Raw genomic sequence first — 16,440 nt, 5'->3', positions numbered from 1 at the left:
GGCGAAAAATACGATACGTCTTTTTCCCGATCTGCAAGTCCGGCAATCAATCCTCAAAACCGCACAAGATTTCAATTCCCCCGCCAGCACCAGACGAATTTATCCTTGTTTGATCGTTTTTTTATGCCAGGCTTGTGGAAATGCCGCCAGACGCTTTCCACAGGACCGTATTTTCGATGTCCGTAAATGGTTGCGCTTTGCTTTTCAGAACTCTCCTTGCACCAACGTTCCGGAGCACAAAATGCCGCAGATTTCCAGCACAACCACCCTGATTTTGAACGGGGTCACCACTGTCACTGTCGGGGGAACCCTTCTCACCTGGAACCATGATCGCTGGCTTGGCCATGCCGATTTCTGGGCCACCGACACCTCGCGCCTCAATATTGTTTTCGCCGGCGACAACAGCATGATCGGGAGCTTCCAGACCGGCGGTACGCTTGGCGTTACCTTCAACGAACATGCGACGGGTTCGGGCCGGCAGATCAATGCGCTGATGTTGCTGGGGTCGGGCATCAACAATGTGGCCTTCAATTCGGGCCGTGTCGGCGCGCTCGCAACCGGCAGCAATAATGACACGGTGACCTTTTCCGGCATCTCTTATGCGGCCTTCATCAATACCGGCGATGGCGCCGATACCGTGAATGTCAGCACCACGGCCGGCGTGGGTGTGATCAATCTCGGCCAGGGCAACAACCGTGCGGTGATCGGTGCCACCGGATCGGCCCAGGCCATCATTGCCTATGACGGTGCCGATGTGGTCGTCGCCAATGGCAGCGTCGGCCATATCAATACCGGCGGCGGCAATGACATCATCCATATCAACGGCGACACCTATGTGCAGAATATCCTCGCGGGCGGCGGCAATGACCTCGTCCGGCTGAATGTCACCGGCTCTATCGGCTCGGTCGATCTTGGCGATGGCAACAACAATCTTACCATGCTCGCCAATACCGGTGGTTTCTCCAGCCTTCAGGCCTATGGCGGCAATGATGTGCTGTTGATGTATGGCGGGTTTTCCGGGATGGCCAATCTCGGCCATGGCAACAATATCGTGCAGCTGTTCGGCGATTCAGTGGCCGAATTTATTGTGACCGGCAGCGGGAGTGACACCGTGCAGATCCTGGGCCATTCCCGGCTCGGCACGCTCAGCACCGGTGATGGCGCCGATATTGTGGTGTTCAATTCGACCGGCTCGATCGGGAACATCAATCTCGGGAACGGCAACAATATCCTGCGTGTCCTGAACCCGGCATCCTATGTCGACACCATCCTGAGCGGGGCCGACAATGATTTCATCCAGGCTTACGCCGAAGTGAACTATATCAGCACCGGAGGCGGCAATGACCGGGTCGAGACCAGCACCGAATGGACAGGATTCATCGACACCGGGCGCGGCAATGACACTGTGAGCGTCGGGTCAGGCGGGGCCTCGGTGATCCGGCTCGGTCGTGACGCAGATACCGTCATCCTGACCGCTCCCTCAGACCAGAGCCAGGTCACCACCATCTTCGGGGGCAGCGGGGTTTCCGGCCCGGATGACGTCGATTTTGACACTGTCAGCATGGCGCCCTTTACCAGCGATCTGTGGATCGACCTGGATCTTGGCCGGATCGAATCCGTTGACGGTTACAAGTTCAATATCTTTGAATTCGAAGCCGCGATCGGCGGCTCTGGCCATGATATGCTCTTTGGCACCAGTCGGGACAATCTCCTGATGGGCGGCGCCGGCAATGACACGATCATTGGTTATGGTGGCAATGACACGCTGGATGGTGGCGCCGGCGACGATTCTCTCGATGCCACATACAGTTCGGGGGCGACCCTGCTCGGCGGCACCGGGAATGACACGATCTGCGACGGTATCGGCGCTGACCTCATCGATGGCGGCGCCGGCGACGACAGGATTTTTCTGGTTGGCGGAGCAGACACGATCATCGGTGGCGCTGGTGCCGATATGTTTACGTTCTGGAACATGGACGGCGAGAATACCCCGCTCATCACCGATTTCAGCCGCGCCCAGGGCGACAGCATCAGTTTCGAGGGCTGGAACTTCATATTCATCGGCAGCGATGCTTTCAGCAATGACTACAACGAGCTGCGCTATGAGGTTGATGGATCGGTCACCAGGCTGCTGGCGGACTGGGATGCCGATGGGGTTGCGGATTTCCGGATTGAATTCACCGGAGGGATCGATTTCATCGCAAGCGATTTCCTGCTCTGATCGCCCGCGCAAACACCTGGCCCGGCAGCAGGTCCCCTGGAGCCAGCTGTTTTTATCCGGGCCGCCGTGGTCTCAGTGAAAGCTCTTCCGGATCCGGCGCAGGCCCAGCCAGACCAGCGCAAGCACCGGCACAACCAGCGCCGCCGTCATCATCTCTTTCGACAGCCCCGCGAGTTTCCCCAGCGGATACAGTGCGTAAGACGCAAGGCTCACCGCGTAATAGCTGATCGCCACCACCGAAAGCCCCTCGACCGTATGTTGCAGCCGGAGCGCCAGATCGGCGCGGCGGTCCATGCTTTCCAACAGCCGCTGGTTCTGCGCCGAGCGGTCAACATCGACGCGGGTGCGCAAAAGCTCTGCGGCGCGCTCTGCCCGGGTCGACAGCGTCTCCAGCCGTGCCTGGGCCGATTTCACCGTCCGCATCGCCGGATCATAGCGGCGCATCATGAACTCGCCAAAGGTCTGCCGCCCCTCAAGCCGTTCCTCGCGCAAGACCTGGATGCGCTGGTTCAGGATCGCCTCATAGGCCGCCGTCGCGCCAAAGCGGAACGAGACCCGCACCGCCAGCCGCTCAAGCTCGGAGGAAATCGACAACAGATCATGCAAAGCGGCCTCGGGCGCCGGCCCCTTGCCCCCCGTGGTATCCAGCCCCGAAACCAGTGCCGAAAGCCGCGGGTCCAGCTGGTTGAGCTTGCCCGACAGATCGCGCGCCCGCAAAAGCCCCAGCATCGACATGGCGCGATAGACCTCGATCTCGCACAGGCGCTGCACGATCCGCCCGATCCGCCGCCGCCCGGTGCCGGGGCGGATGAACACCGCGAAACGCATATTTCCTGCCGGATCAATGCGGAAATCGCCGGCGATCACCGCCGCCCCGTCAACCACTTTTGACAAGGCGAGGCTTTCAGGCACGAACCAGTCCTCGCAGCGGGCGAAAAGCTCGCCCATGCTCGCGGGCATATGCTCGATGCGGATCAGCACCGAGGCAATCCGCCCGCCCGGCGCCGCCTGCACCCAATCCTCGGGGAATACTTCCGTCTCGGCCGGATCAAAGGGGCGCGACGAGACGCCCGGCGTAAAGGCCGAATAGGTCACGAATTCGGTATGGCTTTCCCATTTCAGCTCGGTCCGGCCGATCGGGCCCGAGAAATGCGTGGCATCGGGCTGCGGATGGGCGCCGCCATTGCGGTCGATCAGGTCGATCAGATGATCGCGGTCGCGGTCCCGGTCGCGCCCTGCGGCATCCACCGGCTCCTTGAAAGCCATCATCACAGCGGTGCAGGGCAGGTCCAGCGCCGGGAAAGGCCGGGCATGCAGCTCATTCACCGTGGCATAGCGGAGCGGATGGTCGGTCACAGGAGGCATGTCTTCGCTCATAAGTTGAGATCAGGCCGGGTTACGCCCGGGAGAACCGATACCGCCAGCACAAAGCCCGCATACCGGGCTATGCGGGCGATATGTTGCCGTAATGACAAGGCCCTTCCGGCAGTCTGACGCCCATTGGCGCCCATTCGGTGCCGGTCGCGTGCCGCTCAGCCGCGAATGGTGCCGTCGCCGGTCACAAGATATTTGAAGCTGCACAATTGTGCGGCACCGACCGGCCCGCGCGCATGCATCTTGCCGGTGGCAATCCCGATCTCGCCCCCCATCCCGAACTCGCCACCATCGGCGAACTGGGTCGAGGCATTGCGCATCAGGATCGCCGAATCGAGCCGCTGGAAAAAGCGCTCGGCCACCGCATCATCCTCGGTCAGCACCGCTTCCGTATGGTTCGATCCATAGCGGCGGATATGGGCAATCGCGCCGTCCACCCCGTCAACCAGTTTGGCCGCGATGATCATATCCAGGAATTCGCGCCCGAAATCATCGAGTTGCGCCTCGACCGTGCCAGAGACCTGCAGCAATTCACCCTCGGTCCTGACCTCGACCCCGGCCTTCACCAGATCCTCGATCAGCACCGCACCGTGTTTCGCATAAAACGCCCGGTCAATCAGCAGACATTCAGCCGAGCCACAGATGCCCGTGCGCCTGGTCTTGGCGTTCAGCACCACGCGCCGCGCCTTTTCCAGATCCGCCGCGCCATCGGCATAGACATGGCAAATGCCTTCCAGATGCGCGAAAACCGGCACCCGCGCCTCGCGCTGCACAAGGCCCACGAGCCCCTTGCCGCCCCGCGGCACGATCACGTCGATATAGTCCACCGCCGTCAGCATGGCCGAGACCATATCGCGGTCCCTGACCGGCACCAGCTGGATCGCGGCCTCCGGCAGTCCGGCCTTTTTCAGCCCCAGCACCATACAGCCATGGATCGCGACCGAGGAATGGAAGCTCTCCGAGCCGCCGCGCAAAATCACGGCATTGCCGGCCTTCAGACACAGGGCCCCGGCATCCGCCGTGACATTGGGCCGGCTTTCATAGATCACGCCAACCACGCCTAAAGGCGTCGCCACCCGCCGGATCTGCAGCCCGTTGGGCCGGTCCCATTCCTCAAGCACGCGGCCCACCGGATCAGGCTGGCGCGCCACCTCGCGCAGCGCAGCGGCAATCCCTGCCACACGCCCCCCATCCAGCCGCAGCCGGTCGAGCATGGCGGGCGAGATCCCCTTCCCGCGCGCGAAATCCATATCCTTCGCATTGGCGTCAAGGATCAGATCAACACTGCCGTCAATCGCATCCGCCGCCGCAAGCAAACCCGCCGTCTTCTGCTCTGGTGGGGCAAAAGCCAGTTCCGCCGCCGCCTCACGCGCCGCCGATCCAATCCGTGTCATCAGATCCAGAAACTGACCATCCATCGCCTCACCTCTTCCTTCTCAGGCCTTTCTCTTGACTTAAATACTCCCGGGGGTCCGGGGGCTGGCCCCCGGCTGTCAGACCCGCCCTGGCTCCGCCCCGCCAGATCACATCACCATATCATCGCGATGCACCAAAGCCGCCCGGCCCTGATAGCCCAGGATCGCCTCAATCTCGCCCGAGCGATGCCCGGCAATCGCCCGTGCCTCGTCAGATGTATAGCGGATCAGGCCCTTGCCAAGCGCTTCGCCTGCGGGCCCGATGATCCCCACCGGCTCGCCGCGCCCGAACCGCCCCTCAACCGCGACCACTCCGGCGGGGAGCAGGCTCTTGCCCTGGCGCAGCGCCTTCACCGCGCCCTCATCCACCCGGACCCGGCCCTTTTCCTTCATCGCATTGATCCAGCGTTTGCGCGCCGCCTGCGGATCGGCCTCGGCGACGAACCAGGTCCGGTTCGCCCCTTCGGCCAGCGCTTTCAGCGGCCGCAGGGGCGAGCCTTCCATGATCGCCATGGCGCAGCCCCCGGCAACGGCAGTCTTCGCCGCCATCAGCTTGGTCTTCATGCCCCCCTTCGAGAGCCCGGAGATCGGATCCCCCGCCATCGCCTCGATCGCGGGCGTGATGTGATCCACCAGATCGAAGCGCACCGCCGTCGGATCTTCCTTCGGATTGGCGGAATAGAATCCATCCACATCCGACAAAAGCACCAGCTGATCCGCCCCCGCCGTCACCGCGATCTGCGCCGCCAGCCTATCATTGTCGCCAAACCGGATCTCATCAGTGGCGACTGTGTCGTTTTCATTGACAATCGGCACGACGCCAAGCCCCAGCAGCGTCTCCATCGTCGCGCGGCTGTTCAGATAGCGGCGCCGGTCGGCAGTATCTTCCAGCGTCACAAGAATCTGCGCCGTGGTGATACCATGCGGCGCCAGCACCTCTTCATAGGCGCGCGCCAGCCGGATCTGCCCGACCGCCGCCGCCGCCTGGGCCTGTTCCAAAGACAGCTCGCCCGAGGCCGGCAGCCCCAGCACCATCCGCCCAAGCGCGATCGAACCCGACGAGACCAGCACCACCTGGGTGCCGCGAACCCGCGCCTCTGCCACATCCAGCGCAAGCGCAGACAACCAGGCCTGGCGCAGCCCCTTTGCGCGGTCGACCAGCAAGGCCGAGCCGATCTTCACCACAAGACGACGCGCGGCCCGGATATCGGGCGCCTGCAAAACGCTCATTCTGTCGCTCAGGGCTGCCACGGCCCGCTTTCCTCTTCTTCCACTCCGGTCATCCGGATCTCTGCCATCAATGCCCGCAACACTTCGGTGATCCCCTTCTGGGCCGCGCCCGAAATCACATAGACCGGGCCGCCGCTCGCTTTCTCCAGCGCGCGCCTGCGATCCGAGATCTGCTTCGCATCCATCGCATCGGTCTTGTTCAGCGCCAGAATGCGGGGCTTGTCGCCTAAGATTTCGGAATAGGCCTCCAGTTCCGTCACAATCGTGCGGTAATCTTTGGTGATGGTCGAAGACGTCCCGTCCACCAGATGCAACAACACCTTGCAGCGCTCGACATGGGCGAGGAACTGCGTGCCAAGGCCGCGCCCTTCTGACGCCCCCTCGATCAGCCCCGGAATATCGGCCATCACGAATTCGCGTCCGTCAATGCCCACCACACCAAGGTTCGGCACCAGAGTCGTGAAGGGGTAATCCGCGATTTTTGGCCGCGCATTCGACACGGCGGCGAGGAATGTCGACTTGCCCGCATTCGGCAGCCCCACCAGCCCCGCATCGGCGATCAGCTTCAGCCTGAGCCAGATCGTCCGCTCCACCCCGGGAATCCCCGGATTGGCCCGGTTGGGCGAGCGGTTGGTCGAGGATTTGAACTGCAGATTGCCCCAGCCGCCATTGCCGCCCTGGGCCAGCAGCACCCGCTGCCCCGGCTCGGTCAGATCCGCGAGCACGGTTTCCTCATCCTCGTCCAGGATCTCGGTCCCCAGCGGCACTTTCAGGATAATATCATCGCCCGATTTGCCGGTCTTCTGACTGCCCATGCCATGCTGGCCGTTTTTGGCAAAGAAATGCTGCTGGTAGCGATAATCGATCAGCGTGTTCAGCCCCTCGACCGCCACCGCCCAGACCGAACCGCCACGCCCGCCATCGCCGCCATCCGGTCCGCCGAATTCGATGAACTTCTCGCGCCGGAACGAGACACAGCCCGCACCGCCGCCGCCCGAGCGGATATAGACTTTGGCAAGATCGAGGAATTTCATCTGGGCATCTTTCAGAACGGGCGCAGGGCACTTTCCCCCAGCCGATACAGGAGAAGCGCCCCCACCTCAAGCGACGCAGCCCTTTCTCGCAGCTCCGGTTCATTTTCTGTCTGAAAATATCCCGGGGGAGTCTGCGATCAGCAGACGGGGGCAGCGCCCCCCTGCCCGGCTTCCCCCGTCACCCGGCAGGCACCCAGATCACATCCGCAATCCTTGGCGCCCCCAGAGCCAGCATCACCAGCCGGTCAAACCCAAGCGCGCAGCCCGCCGCTGGCGGCATCAGCGCCAGCGCCGCCAGAAAATCCTCATCAATCGGATAGGTCTCGCCGTAGATCCGCGCCTTGAGCGCCATCTCTTCCTCAAACCGCGCCCGCTGCTCCACCGGATCGGTCAATTCGCCAAAGCCATTTGCCAGCTCCACCCCGCAGGCATAGACCTCGAAGCGTTCGGCCAGACGCGCCTCCCCCGGCACGCGCCGTGCCAGCGCCGCCTCACAGGCCGGATAATGATCGAGCACCGTCAGCCGCCCCAGCCCCAGATGCGGCTCGACCCGCTCCGAAAGCACCCGGCTGAACAGATCCGACCAGGTCTCGCCCGCCATATGGCGGATCCCTGCGCGGTCCATCTGCGCCGCCAGCGCCGCCGCATCGGTGACGCCCGCCGCATCCATCGTCGCCATGAGATCAATCCCGGCATGGCGCGAAAACGCCTCCGCAACACTCAGCCGCTCATAGGGCAGGCCCGGATCACAGACCCGATCGCGAAAGCGCAAAACCCCGTCCGGCTGCGCAAGCCGCGCCCAGGCCGCGATATCCTCCATCAGCCGGGTGTAATCCTCGCCGACCCGGTACCATTCCAGCATGGTGAATTCCGGCTCATGCAAGACCCCGCGCTCGCGATTGCGCCAGACATGCGAAAAGGCGTGAATCCGGGTCTCACCAGCCGCCAGCAGCCGCTTCATCGCAAATTCCGGCGAGGTATGCAGATACATCTCGCGCAGGCCGCCATCATTGCCGATGGCCGTGGTGCGGAAGGCGTGCAGATGCGCCTCATTGCCCGGGCTGACCTGCAATCCTGCCGGATCAACCTCGGTAAACCCCTCTTCCGCCAGCCATGACCTGATCCGCGCCTGGATGCGGTTGCGCTCCAGCAAGGCCGGGCGCCGGTCCGCATGGCGCGACGGCTGCCACCACTGACCCTGGCCCGGATCACGCATTTCGCCGTCTCTGCCGCTCATCTTCGCCATTCCTGCTGGAAATCTGACACATCATACGCTAACCGGAGCGCAATCGCTGGCCGGAGCCTTCAGCCTTCCCGGTCGCGCATCCGCATATCAAAGGATATTCACCCGTGAAAGTCATCGCGTCATCGCTTCGCAAGGGCAATGTGGTTGAGGTGGACGGCAAGCTCTACGCCGTCCTTTCGGCCGAAACCTATCGTCCCGGCAAAGGCACCCCCACGACCTCCGTCGATATGCGCCGCATCTCGGACGGGGTGAAGGTCTCGGAACGCTGGAAAACCACCGACCAGGTCGAAAAGGCCACCGTGGACGAACGCGATTACGACTTCCTCTATGAGGATGGCGAGGGCTTCCATTTCATGCAGCCCGAAAGCTATGACCAGGTCGTGGTCACCGCCGACGTCATGGGCGACAGCAAGGTCTATCTGACCGAAGGCATGCGTTGCTACGTCAAGACCTATGAGGGCGCGCCCATCGCCATCGAAGTGCCGCAAAAGATCACCGTCGAAATCGCCGAGACCGAGCCGGTCGTCAAAGGCCAGACCGCCTCGTCCTCCTATAAGCCCGCGATGACCACCTCGGGGCTGCGGGTGATGGTGCCGGCCCATATCGGCGCCGAGACCCGCATCGTCATCAATACCGATGACAATTCCTATGTGGAACGCGCGAAAGACTGATCGCGGGCCTGCGCCGGAGCATCGGTAAAATCCCATCCAAAAGGGGCAGGGCCGGACGCCCTGCCCCTTTTCTCATGCGCCCCGCCACGAAGCGGAGCCGGGCTGCCGCCGCCCCCGACCAGACGGGTGCCCCCGCCTCGACGCGTCCGGCCATAAGGTCCTTTGTCAGCGGCACCATGCACCCGACGATCTTCTGTTCCTGCTGCAGGAGCCGGTCTATACCTCAGGAAGGGCCATTCGCCCGTTTACGGGCAGAGACCCGGAGAGGATGAGCTGAATGACGCGCCCGCCCTATGCCTGGCCCGATCCTGACCGTGACTATGCCAATGGCGCCTTCATCACAGATGCCGCACTCTTTCCCGCCCGCTGGGCCGCAATGGCCCATGCCTTCCGGGACAGTCTCGGTGCAAGGGCGCGTCCTGATCTGCCCTATGGCACCGGGTCACGCCAATACTATGACCTCTTCGAGCCGGAAGGCACGGCCCTCGGTACCGTCCTCTTCATTCATGGCGGTTACTGGATGGCCTTTGGCCGCGAGAGCTGGTCGCATCTCGCCGCCGGCCCGCTCGCGCATGGCTGGCGTGTCGTCATGCCGTCCTACAGCCTCGCCCCCGATGCAAGCCTCACGCAGATCGTGCAGGAGATGGCCCATCTCACCCGGCTGATCGTGCAAGACCATCCCGGCCCGGTCATCGCAACCGGCCATTCCGCCGGCGGACACCTGGCCGCGCGCCTTGCCTGCACCGATCTTGCCCTGCCCATCGCCCGCACCGTCCCGATCTCGCCCCTCAGCGAACTCGGCCCGCTGATGGCCACGAAAATGAATGAGACGCTGCGGATCACCGCAGACGAGGCCGCCCGCGAAAGCCCCGCGCGCCTCAGGCTCGCCCCCGGCATCTCCGCCCATATCCATGTCGGCGCAGAGGAGCGCCCCGCCTTCCTCGCCCAGGCCCGTATCCTCTCGGAGGAATGGTCCTGCCCCTGGTCCGCAGCCCCGGGCAAACACCACTTAAACGTGTCCGACGCCCTCGCTGATCCCAGCTCCAGCCTGACAACCGCGCTCCTCGCGCTCTGATCTTCCTCTTGACCTGAATACTCCGGGGGTCTGAGGGGGCTGGCCCCCTCACCCTCGCCCCCCGGCACGCTCAGCCGCCCGCCAGCCGCGCGAGCGCAGCCGCAAAACCCGCGGCCGTCACCACCCGCTCCGGCAGATCCACCCGCAAAAGCCGCTCGCCCGAGGCCAGAATCAGGCCGGCCGGGTCCAGTGCAATCGCCTTCCAGCGCCCCGCCGCAGCCCCGGCGCCAACAGCCATCGCGCCCAGTCGTGCCGGTGCGGCATTCAGCTCTGCCAGAACCGCGCCCTCATCCGCGATCAGCCCCTCCGCCCCGGAAAGGTCGATGCGAAACGCGTCAAACCCGATATCCGCGGCATTGCGCCCGGGGCCGCCACCGACAGTGACGCCCAGCACCTCGATCCGGAACAGCGCCGCATCGGGGAGTTGCAGATAGAGCTTCGCTTTCGGAAACCGCGCCGCAAAGCGCGCGCTCAGCGCCGCCATCCGCTCCGGTCCGACCCGCCTTGAATGGCCCACCAGCGTCATTCTCGGCTGCGTCAGCGCGTCCGGCCTGTCAAAACCTGCGAGCGCCAGCGAGACCCGGTCATCGGCTGCGATATTTCTTGCATGCAGCGCCAGCCGCGCGGTGAAAAACACCGGGCTGCCATCGTAATCGGGCAGGATATTGGTCACCACACCATAAGGAAACCCGCCGGGATCCAGCGTCGAGAGCGCGGCATTGCGGCTTTCGTGCAAAAGCACCTGGCCCGCCCCTCGCGGATCGAATGCCGCAGCTGCGCCCGGATTGATTTCGATATCACGCGGAGTGATGGCGGCGTCTATGCCTGGCATGGGAGATCTCCGGATAGCCTTTGGTCACAAATCCGCTGGCTGGAACTCGGGCTACGGCGCGGCGGACGATAGCCAGCCCGCCCTGCATGCGAAAGACCATATTGCGACCCCTGCGACAAATTGCTAGCGCAGGGACAGTCCCTTGCCGCCAGCCGGTCCGGGCGGGCCCTTCCTGAGAAGAAGGCCCCGTGACCGTGACATAAGCGCGAGCCCCGAGCGGCCCCTGCAACAGATCCGCATCCTCTCCCGCTGACGCCCTGCCGCGCCATCGTTGAGACCTGCGGCGCGCATATAAAGCGGACAGATATGAGACAGCTCGCAGGCCGCATCTGGCGGCTGACCAAAATCGCGCTCTCCGGCCCGGGGACGTCGATTGCCCTTTTCACCTATTCCATCGTTCTGGGGCTGCAATTCGCCGGCGTCTGGATCTCGCTCCGGACCATTGCCTGGAACAAGGCCTTTTTCGATGCACTCGAACAGATGAACGCCGCCGAGGCGATGCGTCAGATCGGGGTGTTCTTCGCGCTCACCATGACTTCGGTTGCGATTTTCCTTATCGGAGAATGGCTGCGCAAACGGCTTTTGATGCGGCTGCGCAGCCGGCTGACCACGCGCGCCCTGGACCTCTGGGTCGGGCGCCGGGCCTATTGGTATCTCAGGCCGGGATTTTCGGCAGTGCCGGTCGACAATCCTGACCAGCGCGTGGCCGAGGATTGCCGGGTTTTCGCCGAGAAACTGCTGATCGAGACCCTCGATCTGATCTCGAACATCGTGGCGCTGATCTCTTATGTCACCCTGCTCTGGACCCTTTCAGACTTCACTCTCAGCTTCAGCATCGCAGGACATGATATTAAAATTCATAGATATATGGTAATCCTTGCCTTTCTCTATGTGGCCATATCCTCGCTTGCGACGCATTTCCTTGGCCGGCCGCTGAAGACCCTGCTTTTCACCCAGGAAAAGCGCGAGGCCGATTTCCGCCATGCCCTGGTCCAGCTGCGGGAAGAGGCCAGCCCCATCGCGCAATCGGGGGGCGAAGCGGCCGAGACGCGGCGGCTCTTGCGGCTTTTCGGCGCCTTGCGTGTCAACTGGAACCAGCTGATCCGGCGCGAATTCATCTTTGGCCTTTTCTCGCGCAGCTATTTCCAGACCGTGCTGCGGGTGCCAACATTCTTTGCCCTGCCGGCCTATTTCGCGGGTGCGGTGACGCTCGGCGGGCTGATGCAGTTGGCGGCGGCCTTCTCGAATGTTGTCACGACACTGAGCTGGTTCATCTTTTCCTACCGCGATCTGGCGCAGTTCGTGGCCGTATCCGAGCGTCTCGATGGCCTTTTCACCGCAGCGGCGCGGCCAGAACTGCGCCCGGAACCGCCCCAGGCGATCACCCGCGCCGCCTCCGGGAGCGGCAGGCTGCAGCTGCGCGGGCTGCGTCTTTTCACCCCTGAGGGACGCGCGCTGGCACCGGTTCCGGATCTGACCCTTGCGCCCGGGGACCGGCTCTGGATCACGGGGGCGTCCGGCCAGGGCAAGAGCACGCTTGTCGCCGCGATCACCGGCCTCTGGCCCTATGGCGAGGGCGAGATCGGGCTGCCGGCCCATGCCCCGACCGTACTGTCGCAAGAGCCGCGCCTCTTCCCCGAAAGCCTCGCCGCCGCCGCCTGCTACCCGCTGGACCCGGCGGAATGCGATCCTTTGCAGATCGAGGCGGCGCTGCGCCTGACCGGGCTTGGCGCTGTTTCCCCCGATACGCCCCTCAGGACCCTTTCCGGGGGCGAGCGCCAGCGGCTCGGCTTTGCACGGCTTTTGCTGGTACGGCCCGGCTTTGTCATCCTGGACGAGGCCACCAGCGCCCTCGATGCGGCAGCGGCGGAAGAGATGCTGGCGCTGTTGACCCGTGAACTGCCGGAGGCGATGATCCTTTGTGTCTCACATGACGTGCCGAAGGCGCCTGGAACCTGTCAGCGCCTGACGCTGGGCTGACAGAGAACATGAAAAAGGCCGGCCCCGCATGACAGGGCCGGCCCGTTTCAGTCGCGATATCCGATCAGAACCGCGCGGTCATCCCCATGATAAAGGTCCGGCCCCGGCCGGATTCAGACCGGTAATTGTTCAGCCCCGAACCGGCATAGCCATAGGTCTTGTCGGTGACATTCTCGACCGAGAAAAAGGCCTGAACCGTGTCATTGATCTTATAGCTGCCATAGAGATCCCAGAGGTCATAGGCTGCGGTCTCCTGCCAGCCATTGAAGAACTCGGCCTCTTTGCCGGTGCCGACATAGCGATATTGCGCGCCCAGTTGCAGCCGCTGATCCATGAGCCGCACACCGAAATCCACGGTCGCCACGCGGTCAGGCTGGATCGAGCCTTCCCCATTGCCGCCACCGGTGCCGAAGCCCGTCGGCACATCATCGGTCTTGCTGTCGGAATACCCGATATTGACGTAATAGAGCCCGGCATCATAAGAGCCCTCGATCTCGACGCCATGGCTTTTCACCGTGCCATCGGTATTCACCCAGCGTACCACGCCACCCTGCAGATCATTGACGATGTAGTTTTTGATCCGGTTGTTGAAGTAACCAACCTTCAGCCTCACCTGGTCATCGGCGCTGAACAGACCGTCACGCCGCCAGTTCACGCCGAGGTCAACGCCTTTCGACAGTTCCGGCTTCAGATCCAGATTGTTGTTGTTCGAGCTGCCGACACCGGTGTTGAACGGCACATTGGCGTAGAACACCTCATGCGAGCTTGGCGGCCGGAAGGTGTGGGAATAGGTGCCGTAAAGCTCGATCTCCGGTGTCAGATCAAAGGAGAGACCGAGCTTCGGCAGCACTTCACCACCCGACCTTTCGACATATTCATTCGCCGGAGCCGTCCGGGTGCCCGAAACCTCCCAATGGTCATAGCGCAGACCACCGATCAGGCTCCAGCGGCCGAAATCGGCCACCGCTTCGGAAAACAGCGAAGATTTGTCGAGTGTTCCCGGATGGTTGCCACCGCGCCGCTCATAGGTTCTGAAGTCGTTCTGCTGCCAGCTGACGCCGAAGGTCAGATCAAGGTTCACGCCATTCGACAGATCGACATTGGCATGGTTCGTCAGGCTCGCACCTTTGGTGACATCGGCGGTGCGCCGCCCGGTATAGCCACCGGTCGAGCCGGGGCGGTAGTTCAGCTCTTCCTCATTATGGAACAGCTCGAGATCAAGATTGATCCACTGATTGTCCGGCCGCCATTTCCAGGACAGCGTATCGGTCTGGTTGTCGATATCCCAGTTGTAATTCGAATTGATGAACTGGTTGCGATACCAGCGGGTGCCGAATGCGAATGTATGTTCGGAATTCGGCTTGACCTCGAATTTCATCAGCCCGCCCTTCGGCGAATTCGAGACGCCCTTGCCCGCGACCACGATCCCGTCGCCATTCTCGTAATCGCTTTGCGAGGTATGGGCGATCGCGGCCATCACATTGACCTCGCCGTCGCCGCCCCAAAGGCCGGTAAAGCGCTGCCCGTAAGCCAGCATCCCCGACTGGTCATAGCCGTTCGAGCCGCCTTTCAGCCGCAGCATCCCGCCACGCGTCTCGCCCTCCGGCACAATATCATCAATCGCGAGCGTGCGGAAATTCGCAGCCCCCGTCAGCGTACCGGATCCATGGGCGCCCGAAACCGGGCCGCGCACCACTTCGACCGCGCCGGTCAGTTCGGGATGCACATAAAGCATAGAGCCGCCGGAGGATTCGTGGCCGCCGATATTCCTGAAGGTCTGCGGCACGCCGTCGATCATCGCGGTGACCCGGCCATAGCCGCTCATGCCACGAATATTGACCTCGATCCCCGGCTGGTTGGCCTGCTGGCGCGAAAACACACCGGGGATTGCGCGCAAGGCGGTCTGGGCATTGCCGGAATAGCGGCCAAGGATATCGGCGCCGGAAATCGCGCTGACCGGGGCCGGCGTCTCATAGACCGCATCGCCTGCGACGCCGAGCGTAAGCCCTTCGCCGGTCAGGAAGATGGTGCCCAGGTTATGCGGCACCGCCGTGCTGGTCTCGTCTTCACCTGTGGTCTGCGCGGTGGCGGAAAGCGGGTATTGCGCCAGGATGCTGCTGCCCAGCAAAAGCGCGAGGAAACGGGTCGAGAAAAGGCGCGGATATGCGCCATGAGGATAGGACATTGCTGTCTCCGGATCTGACTCAGGGAAATGACTTCCCCTGGATCGCCGGAGCCACAGATATCCTGGCCCAACTGTCTCGGATCGTGTCTGGTGCCGGACGCATCACGCCCGGGCGCCAGCGTTTTAGGAAATAGTCTCGTCCGGGGCAATGTGGCGGCGCGCATTTATTAAACAGAGATTAAAGTTTCCCCCGAAGTTGCGGCATCGCCGCCACGGCAGGCAGCGCCCCCCGGGCCTGGGCGCACAGCCCCGCGAGCATCGCGCGCAGCTCTGCCCGGCTGGTGACGCGCTGCGGAAACCAGATCCTGTACAGGGCGCGTTCAGCCGCCAGGTCGATCCCCTCGGGATCGATGGTTGCGATCCGCCAGCGCCCGCGCGCGCCGCCCGCTTTCGCGGTCAGAAAGGCGAAACTCTCGCGATCGGCCTGGAGGCGGGCGATCTCTTCGGCCTCATGGCGCATCAGATCATCGGCACCGGCGAGATCGCAATGCAGATCCGCCACTGTCAGCTGATCGGTATTGCGCGCGGCCCCGCCATTGAAATGGATCGCCTCGACCGCCACCCGGAAAAACATAGTGTCTTTCAGAGGGATATAGGCCGAAGCCTTGGGAAAGCGGCGCCGGTATCGCTCGCCCGCGATGTGCGCGGCCTCGCCCTCAAGCGGGAGCGCGCGCCCAACCAGCGTCATCCGCCTTTCGCTGACCACATCCAGCCCCTCGGCCTGGGCCAGCGTCATCGAGATCCGCGGATCGGCGAGGATATTGCGCGCATGCAGCGAGATCCCCGCAGCATAGAACAGCGGGCTGCCATCGGGTTCCACCGAGAGATTGGTCACCGTGCTGTAAGGATAGCCGCTGTGCTGATCGAGCGTCGCCAGCGCAATGCTGCGGCAGCTGCGCAGGAGATCGCGCGCCATCTGGCGGGCATCGAAAGGCGCGGCGGCGGTCTGGTTGATCGGCACGCGGCGCGGGGTGATGGCGCTGGCGCCCATGGTTCACTCTCCGGCAGGTCGGTCGGCTTGCCGGATGGCTGGCATCTGCCAGAACCCTATCCCGGAGGCGGGGCCTGCTTCAAGCCCCCGGGCACTGGTGTCCCGGGAGGGAAGAATGGCCCCTACCGCCGACCTGGATCGGCTTTGTTGCGCTATTCTGATTGAGGCCGCATGTGTCCCTTTCCC

Annotated in this window: 12 protein-coding genes; 4 read left to right on the top strand and 8 right to left on the bottom strand. The window is 63.3% G+C overall.

Translation table 11 applies throughout. The features are described 5' to 3' along the window. Window positions 1–241 precede the first annotated feature (241 nt). A complete protein-coding gene (locus tag JC607_RS09960; RefSeq protein ID WP_198836778.1) occupies window positions 242–2,221 on the top strand; it encodes a calcium-binding protein in 1,980 nt (659 codons plus the stop codon). A 72-nt stretch (window positions 2,222–2,293) separates the two neighbouring features. Here the strand turns inward: JC607_RS09960 and JC607_RS09955 are convergent, their stop codons facing one another. From JC607_RS09955 to epmA, 5 genes are all read right to left on the bottom strand, one after another. Beyond that, on the bottom strand, window positions 2,294–3,586 hold the full coding sequence (locus JC607_RS09955) for a DUF3422 family protein (protein ID WP_198836777.1): 1,293 nt from the start codon (window positions 3,584–3,586) through the stop codon (window positions 2,294–2,296). A 167-nt stretch (window positions 3,587–3,753) separates the two neighbouring features. Then, the gene (locus tag JC607_RS09950) at window positions 3,754–5,013 is read right to left on the bottom strand and encodes a glutamate-5-semialdehyde dehydrogenase (protein WP_198836776.1); all 1,260 of its coding nucleotides are present in this window, start codon (window positions 5,011–5,013) and stop codon (window positions 3,754–3,756) included. Between the two features lie 105 nt (window positions 5,014–5,118). Continuing rightward, window positions 5,119–6,240, bottom strand: a complete 1,122-nt coding sequence (gene proB / locus JC607_RS09945; RefSeq protein WP_198836775.1) for a glutamate 5-kinase — start codon at window positions 6,238–6,240, stop codon at window positions 5,119–5,121. A gap of 8 nt (window positions 6,241–6,248) precedes the next feature. After that, window positions 6,249–7,274: a GTPase ObgE gene (gene obgE, locus JC607_RS09940; protein ID WP_198836774.1), complete on the bottom strand. Its 1,026-nt coding sequence runs from the start codon at window positions 7,272–7,274 to the stop codon at window positions 6,249–6,251. A 178-nt stretch (window positions 7,275–7,452) separates the two neighbouring features. After that, window positions 7,453–8,511, bottom strand: coding sequence for an EF-P lysine aminoacylase EpmA (gene epmA, locus JC607_RS09935; protein ID WP_233092839.1), 1,059 nt, complete (start codon window positions 8,509–8,511; stop codon window positions 7,453–7,455). A 113-nt stretch (window positions 8,512–8,624) separates the two neighbouring features. On the opposite strand from epmA, the gene efp reads away from it, so the two are divergent. Both efp and JC607_RS09925 read left to right on the top strand, forming a co-directional pair. Next, a complete protein-coding gene (gene efp, locus JC607_RS09930) occupies window positions 8,625–9,191 on the top strand; it encodes an elongation factor P (protein WP_198836773.1) in 567 nt (188 codons plus the stop codon). Window positions 9,192–9,468: 277 nt separating this feature from the next. Beyond that, window positions 9,469–10,266: an alpha/beta hydrolase gene (locus tag JC607_RS09925; RefSeq protein ID WP_198836772.1), complete on the top strand. Its 798-nt coding sequence runs from the start codon at window positions 9,469–9,471 to the stop codon at window positions 10,264–10,266. A gap of 70 nt (window positions 10,267–10,336) precedes the next feature. On the opposite strand, the gene JC607_RS09920 is transcribed toward JC607_RS09925, so the two are convergent. Next, complete coding sequence (locus JC607_RS09920) at window positions 10,337–11,098, bottom strand: HugZ family protein (RefSeq protein WP_198836771.1); 762 nt, start codon at window positions 11,096–11,098, stop codon at window positions 10,337–10,339. Window positions 11,099–11,404: 306 nt separating this feature from the next. Between JC607_RS09920 and JC607_RS09915 the strand changes: the two genes are divergently transcribed. Then, complete coding sequence (locus JC607_RS09915; protein WP_198836770.1) at window positions 11,405–13,078, top strand: ABC transporter ATP-binding protein/permease; 1,674 nt, start codon at window positions 11,405–11,407, stop codon at window positions 13,076–13,078. A gap of 64 nt (window positions 13,079–13,142) precedes the next feature. Here JC607_RS09915 and JC607_RS09910 read toward each other — a convergent pair whose 3' ends face one another. Continuing rightward, the gene (locus tag JC607_RS09910) at window positions 13,143–15,263 is read right to left on the bottom strand and encodes a TonB-dependent receptor domain-containing protein (protein ID WP_198836769.1); all 2,121 of its coding nucleotides are present in this window, start codon (window positions 15,261–15,263) and stop codon (window positions 13,143–13,145) included. Between the two features lie 178 nt (window positions 15,264–15,441). Then, a complete protein-coding gene (locus JC607_RS09905) occupies window positions 15,442–16,254 on the bottom strand; it encodes a HugZ family protein (protein WP_198836768.1) in 813 nt (270 codons plus the stop codon). Window positions 16,255–16,440: the final 186 nt, after the last annotated feature.

It is taken from the genome of Paracoccus sp. IB05 (genome assembly GCF_016405985.1).
GTDB lineage: Bacteria > Pseudomonadota > Alphaproteobacteria > Rhodobacterales > Rhodobacteraceae > Pseudogemmobacter.
Note: the sequence above shows the minus strand (reverse complement) of the source record. Positions and strands in the feature narration are given on the sequence as shown.